This is a genomic window from Bartonella sp. OT172YNZD (assembly GCF_042193725.1).
Classification (GTDB): Bacteria; Pseudomonadota; Alphaproteobacteria; order Rhizobiales; family Rhizobiaceae; genus Bartonella; species Bartonella grahamii_A.
The window spans coordinates 84715-91498 of record NZ_JBHILZ010000010.1 but is presented as its reverse complement, the minus strand read 5'-3'; the positions used below and the strand labels follow the sequence as shown (position 1 = coordinate 91498).

At 40.2% G+C, this 6784-nt stretch carries 4 protein-coding genes; all 4 read right to left on the bottom strand.

Features of this window, described 5'->3' with window-relative positions:
* Positions 1-829: 829 nt before the first annotated feature.
* Complete coding sequence (locus tag ACFIJS_RS06020) at positions 830-1072, bottom strand: hypothetical protein (protein WP_375650636.1); 243 nt, start codon at positions 1070-1072, stop codon at positions 830-832.
* A gap of 1699 nt (positions 1073-2771) precedes the next feature.
* Positions 2772-3803, bottom strand: coding sequence for a class I fructose-bisphosphate aldolase (locus tag ACFIJS_RS06015; RefSeq protein ID WP_375650635.1), 1032 nt, complete (start codon positions 3801-3803; stop codon positions 2772-2774).
* Positions 3804-3916: 113 nt separating this feature from the next.
* A complete protein-coding gene (locus tag ACFIJS_RS06010) occupies positions 3917-5110 on the bottom strand; it encodes a phosphoglycerate kinase (protein ID WP_375650639.1) in 1194 nt (397 codons plus the stop codon).
* Positions 5111-5622: 512 nt separating this feature from the next.
* Positions 5623-6630, bottom strand: coding sequence for a type I glyceraldehyde-3-phosphate dehydrogenase (gap, locus tag ACFIJS_RS06005; protein ID WP_375650634.1), 1008 nt, complete (start codon positions 6628-6630; stop codon positions 5623-5625).
* Positions 6631-6784 lie beyond the last annotated feature (154 nt).

The window sequence follows — 6784 nt, the reverse complement described above, 5'->3', positions numbered from 1 at the left end:
TCATTATTTTCCATGAGAGATCATGAATACCATAGGATTGTCTCATGTCAAACCATCATAGTGAATCAAACAAAACCTCTTTCTTGCACATCACAAGCAGAGTCGGCATGTGGAGTGAAAACTGTACAAGAAAGAAGGAAAATACCTCCCTTGCCCCTTTAAATTCTAAGGACTGTTACAACATTGGGGCACTGGAAGAGGATACGCTGACAAAGAGTAATAATCGTGCTAGCTTGCTGAGGCCCTTATGCAGCTCACTTGATAGGCTCTATGGATACATAGCTCTATCCTAAAGACTTACCACGCTCTCTAAAAACTTAATATGAAAAATTTTTCACGCCCTCTATCACCGCCCTAAACAATAGTGTTTACCAAAAATCATGACAAATTGTAATTCACAAATACGCTCCTCTCATCTGCAAGAGTATCCTTTTATTCTCTTTCAAAAAAATGAACACTTTTTGAACATTGTTTGCAGATCCGTATTACTGAAAAAGAGCAACAACTCTTTTAGCGCTTTTGGGCTTCTTATAACTTTTGTGTGAGCGCATATAAGCAACAAGCTTTTATAATAAACCAGCTGTTGGAAAAATCGTAAAATTTTATCAAATTTATTGTTTGTAAATATCACCACTACGACTACTGTTCTGCTCTTGCAGACAGGCAGCCTCAAAACACTTTCTCTTTGCTCACAAATCGTCCCTCCAGCTCTCTCTTCCAGTCATAGCCTATAAAAATAAGGATAGAGTGCTTTGATTGGACACCATCTTCTCACACCACCACCAACTCCATCATTTATATTTAAAGCTCTCATACTTTATAGCATCCCCTATCGTGCTTTAAGAAAGCATTTTAACGATGATAGGAACGTGTACAAAAAGGATATATCTTTAGGGTATTTAAGTTTTAAAGCTTGCACTAAATCATATTTTTTTGCATAGCTAGCCAAGCGTATGCAGAACTGAACCCTAACCATTTCAAACCGTTCAGCTGTTTCAGTAACAGATAAGCCAAATTCTACGATTATATCTTCAACCACGAGTTCACCGATGTGCAGAGGATTTTCCATCATTTTTTAGCGCTCCCTCTTCAATAATCCTCTAGATAATCAACTAATTCGGCATCTATACCAGCAAAGCGAAATATTACGTGCTAATTTTCCTTTACAATCATTAACCAATAGCCCTCAAAATGACCTTTTAGCGAATAGAGCTAAAAGGATGAGTTATTCAAAATCATTTGGTGATATAGCTCTATCAAGAGCACCTAAAATACGCTTTAGTTGTTAAGTATAGGCGATTTTTTCCCCTTTATCGTATCAGTCTTGTAGAAGACTTTAAACCCTTCATGTTTAAATCAACAAATCATAATTGAATTATATTGCATAAAGATGCTTTTTCTCATTTTTCCATTTAACACACGATAAGGTACCATTTAAGCACCATGAGAAGCTTTCCCCTTATATTATGATTTCAGAACCACATGAGAAGAACAAAATAAGCCGTTTGGGTGTCTTAGATTAAGGATGCCGTTAGGCGCAACCTTTAAAGTGTTGCATTGATCTTAAAGAATAAGGCTTGTTAGTCCTCTCATTAAACGCGGGTCTGACGTCATGATTTTGGAGAGCGATTATTAAGAATTTGAGAGGCAGACAGCCTCTCATTTTGATTTGTACACAAACGAAGTGCACTCTATTTATTCAAAGAGAATAAATTCATACCCAGAAGGTTCTAAACGAAATAAGAGAGCGTCGTGACCCCACATAGCATACATGCAGTAAACAAAAAAACCCCTTCATCAATTGCTAAGAGTAATGTGTGCGATATACCGGCCTCATCTGCTGTTGCTTCGCGGCGTTCTAAGAGGTATCCGAAAAAAAGAAAAAGCACGCTATTCCACTCGCACCCACAAAGAAGTTTAGTGCGGTATAAACCAATCCACGCATGTTGAAAAGGATAATAAAAATTATGGAAATAAACAGTCCAAATATCTCAGCTAATACCCCACGCACTATATTGCACAATTTTGGCATCATAATTGCAGAAAAGCTCTATTCTGCGTATCGATTTTTTCTTTGGTGCTTGTATTCTTAGAAGATATGCCATCCACAACTCCCCCTTTTTTAAACCAAAATGCTACGAAGTTAGTCATTTGTAATTATATCATCACAAAATACAAGAAAGATTTATTCATTTTAACGAAACAATAGGTGTTTTATTGAGGTGCAAACCTATTTTCTTTCACAAGAGTTATTCAATCCGTTCGTCAATAGGAAGATTACCCCCCATTGAAGAGGAAGCTAGCCTGACACACAAAAACTTCATAAGCTGTATATCTAATCCACTCAGAAATCGCAACTCTCCAATCTACCCGCTTATCTACCTTTGAAACTGCAATAAAATGGATTCTGCTGATGACAATCAATGATAACATGAAAAAAAAATATCATAAATTAAACTCTTTAATACAGTATTAGCTTTATGATTGTCACTCAAAAAGTAAGTGCCACCTCATAAACTACAACACACTAAGATGCTGCGCATTCACAAGTTTCCTTTAAAGCACCATCCCCCCCTTCCCGAAATCGCACCTCTCCCGCAATCTTATCTCTCGATAGCACCCATTAAAGACTTTTGAAATGTCCAAGGAGAAAACTCTCTGAGAAAGCTTTCAAGCCTAAAACGCCCCCGCTATTTTTATCATGATGAGGGCACCAAAAATCACGCAGAAACATGCAAAATCTCCCCGCATTTAGGCACAGAGCTTGTGCTTCAAGCGCACGCTTTTTCTTGTTCTTTTGTCCATTGTCCCAAAGCAGCAAGATGGTTCATCCGAGCCCGATGACTAAATGCCTTCTGTGCAACAGGAATATTCTCATCTTTTCCAGCCCATGCTTTTAAGGCAGCTGCTTGCAATGCTCGTCCATAGGAAAAGGTCAATTTCCAAGGCAGTGCGTCCAAAGAATTCATGGCAGATAAATGCGCCGTTGCTTCCTTATCAGACTGCCCTCCAGAAAGAAAAGCAATTCCTGGAACAGCAGCAGGAACAGTCTGTTTAAGCACACAAACGGTCTTTTCAGCAATTTCTTCAACACCAGCCTTGCGAGCATCCTTTCCATCAATCACCATATTAGGCTTTAAAATCATCCCCTCAAAAAGAACACGAGCTTCAAACAATTCTTTAAAAACGGTCTGTAAGACAGCTTTTGTCACCTCAAAGCAACGTGTAATTGAATGCCCACACGATGGTCCATCCATCAACACTTCGGGCTCAACAATCGGCACAATCTTGAACTCTTGACACAAAGCAGCATAACGTGCAAGAGCTTGTGCGTTTTGTCTTATTGCTCCTCTTGTTGGCAAAGTGTGTTCATCAATAGCAATCACCGCACGCCATTTAGCAAAACGTGCTCCCAAAGCATAATAGTCTTTTAATCGCTCACGAAGACCATCCAACCCTTCGGTAATTGTCTCTTGAGGAAAAGCGGCCAAAGGTTTTGCACCGGTATCAACTTTAATCCCTGGCAAAGCGCCTGCATTCCGAATAAGATCCGTCAACATTTTCCCATTTGATGCTTTTTGCCGAATGGTTTCATCAAATAAAATAACCCCTGAGATGGCATTTTCCATTGCTTCTTTTGTACTAAAAAGCATTTCACGATAAGCACAGCGCCTATCTTCATTGGATTCAATACCAATGCTTTCAAAACGCTTTCCAATGGTCGCCGTACTTTCATCTGCCGCCAAAATACCTTTACCCGCATGCACCAAAGCAAGTGCAATATCTTCAAGCTGTTCATTCATAAAAAATTCCTCTTTATTTTGTCTTAAAACTTCCAAAAGTGCGCAACACGTTAAACACAGCCTACACAACGACACACAGCTCTTTTTTAAAGCCTGCTCTTTCAATAAACTCTTTAAACCTGCATAAGGGCAAGAATGCCAGGCAGAACCTTACCTTCCATCCATTCTAAAAAAGCCCCTCCAGCAGTCGAGAGATAAGTAAAATCATTGGCAACACCGGCATGATTAAGGGCAAAAACTGTATCGCCTCCTCCCGCAATTGAAACCAACTTTCCCGTCAAACTACGTTCTGCTACATGGCATGCAACAGCAATGGTTCCCTTATCAAAAGGAGACATCTCAAAAACACCAAGGGGTCCATTCCACACAAGAGTAGCAGCTTTATCTATCACGGTATTGATATGCGCAATAGAGCGCGTCCCAATATCCAATATCATGCCATCTTGTGGAATATCTTCAATGTCATAAAGACGATGCGGTGCATCTTTTTCAAAGCGAAATCCAACGACAACATCCACAGGGAGAAGAAGCGTACATTGACACTCTTGCGCTTTTTGAATAATTTTTCTTACCGTTTCCATCAATGCATGTTCACACAGTGATTTCCCTACATGGATACCTTGCACTGCTAAAAAACTGTTAGCCATCCCCCCACCAATAATCAAGGAGTCAACTTTTTCCACCAAATGATTGAGCACAAAAAGCTTACTGGAAACTTTCGCTCCTCCCACAATGGCAACCACAGGGTGTGTTGGATTGCCAAGTCCTTTTTCTAACGCCTGCATCTCACCTTGCAAAGAGCGCCCTGCATAAGAAGGTAATAAATGCGTTATTCCCTCCACCGAAGCATGGGCACGATGAGAAACTGAAAAAGCATCATTAACATAGAGATCCCCATTATGAGCCAAAGCTTCTGCAAAAGAACAATCGTTTTTTTCTTCACCAGCATAAAAACGAACATTTTCAAGCAGTAAAACACTACCATTTTGTAATGACTCAATCGCAACCTGCACCACCGAACCAATACAGTCAGGAGCAAAAGAAACAGGCTGATTAATGATCTTTTCTAGCACTTGCACAACAGGACGGAGTGAAAACTCTGACTCTACCTTTCCTTTGGGGCGACCACAATGAGAAAGCAGAATAACTTTAGCACCACGCTTTTGTAGCTCAACGATTGTCTCTTTATGTCGCTCTAAGCGCGTTGTATCACAGACCTTGCCCTGCGCCATTGGCACATTAAAATCCACCCGCACAAGAACGCGTTTCCCAGTGACATCAACATCATCAAGTGTACGAAACCCCATCACTGCTTCCTCTTCACTTTCCATTGTTTCAAATAAAAACGCATCCAACAACCCTGCCCACTTTTCTTTCCACTTATCACCCTCTTTGCTTTTACAAGAGATCCACGACAGCCTATCTCTCACCTTCTGCTTGAAAAGCCAAAGCTTTCATCGTCAAATGTACAAAAGCCCACCATTGCTCTTAATCTTCATATCCCATTGTGACAAACAAATGCATTAACTCAACTTGATCTCCATTAAAGCTTCATTTTACTTCTAGGCAAAAGAGTTTACATTTCCTATTTTCTAACGTTTTCTCAAAGGGTGTCTCGTTCAGATCTTACTTTTTCAAAATTTACTCTTTCATGCAGCTTTTAAAAGCACATATTGACCCAGTATTAAAACAAAATACATCATCAATTTTTCAATAGTCTCTTCTCTCTAGCGCATGAGAACAACAGCCTCTATCTGTTTTTCTCAAAATTGTACAAAAATGAGACTTTTTCCTATAAAAAGAGAACCCTGAGGTCCTCTTATATTGTCTTAGCAAAAGCCACAGCCGTATCACTCATACGGTTAGAAAAGCCCCATTCATTATCATACCAAACCAGAACACGACAGAGCTTACCATCAATCACTTTGGTTTGATCATTGTGGAAAATAGCTGAATGAGGATTATGATTAAAATCACAACTCACGAGTTTTTCTTCTGTATAATCCAAAACGCCCTTCAAAGGACCTTGTGCAGCAGTAGCAATGGCTGTATTAATTTCTTCGATTGTTGTGGAACGCTTAGCGGTAAATGTCAAATCAACCACAGAAACATTAGGGGTCGGAACACGAATCGATACACCATCAAGCAATCCCCTTAATTCTGGCAAGACCAACCCCACAGCTTTTGCCGCCCCTGTTGAGGTAGGAATCATAGAAAGAGCTGCCGCACGTGCACGATAAAGGTCACGATGCATTGTATCCAACACAGGTTGATCACCCGTATAAGAATGGATTGTTGTCATGAAGCCCTTTTCAATGCCCACCGTGTTGTGCAAGACTTGTGCAACAGGCGCCAAACAATTGGTTGTACAAGAAGCATTTGAAACAACGCGATGCTCGCTGCTTAAAGATTGATGATTAACCCCATAGACGACCGTAAGATCTGCTCCTTCAGAAGGCGCAGAAACAAGAACACGCCTTGCCCCCGCATCCAAATGAACACTTGCTTTATCACGCGCAGTAAAAACGCCCGTACATTCCAAAGCAATATCGATATCCAAATCTTTCCAAGGCAATTGAGCAGGATCTCGCTCTGCGCACACCTTTATTACCCCCCCCCCCACATCAATGGCATCCCCTACCACCTTAACGCTTCCAGGGAAACGCCCATGAACTGAATCATAGCGTAATAAATGGGCATTTGTTTCCACCGATCCCAAATCATTAATTGCAACCACTTCAATATCTTGTCGTCCACTTTCCACAAGTGCACGTAAAATATTGCGACCAATACGACCAAACCCATTAATTGCAACACGAACTGTCATTTCACATGTTTCCTCATCAATTTTTTTAAGCACAACATTTAAAACACAATAAATGGGTATTTCAGCAATCCCAAATCATTAATTCCCACAATATCAATATCTTGATCACTCACTCACTTATCCACAATAATGCACAAAATCATCTACAACACTG

Excerpts from the sequence above, each read along its gene's own strand:
- ACFIJS_RS06020 (WP_375650636.1), bottom strand. The coding sequence starts at position 1,072 with ATGATGGAAAATCCTCTGCACATCGGTGAACTCGTGGTTGAAGATATA.
- ACFIJS_RS06015 (WP_375650635.1), bottom strand. The coding sequence starts at position 3,803 with ATGAATGAACAGCTTGAAGATATTGCACTTGCTTTGGTGCATGCGGGT.
- gap (WP_375650634.1), bottom strand. The coding sequence starts at position 6,630 with ATGACAGTTCGTGTTGCAATTAATGGGTTTGGTCGTATTGGTCGCAAT.
- ACFIJS_RS06010 (WP_375650639.1), bottom strand. The coding sequence starts at position 5,110 with ATGGGGTTTCGTACACTTGATGATGTTGATGTCACTGGGAAACGCGTT.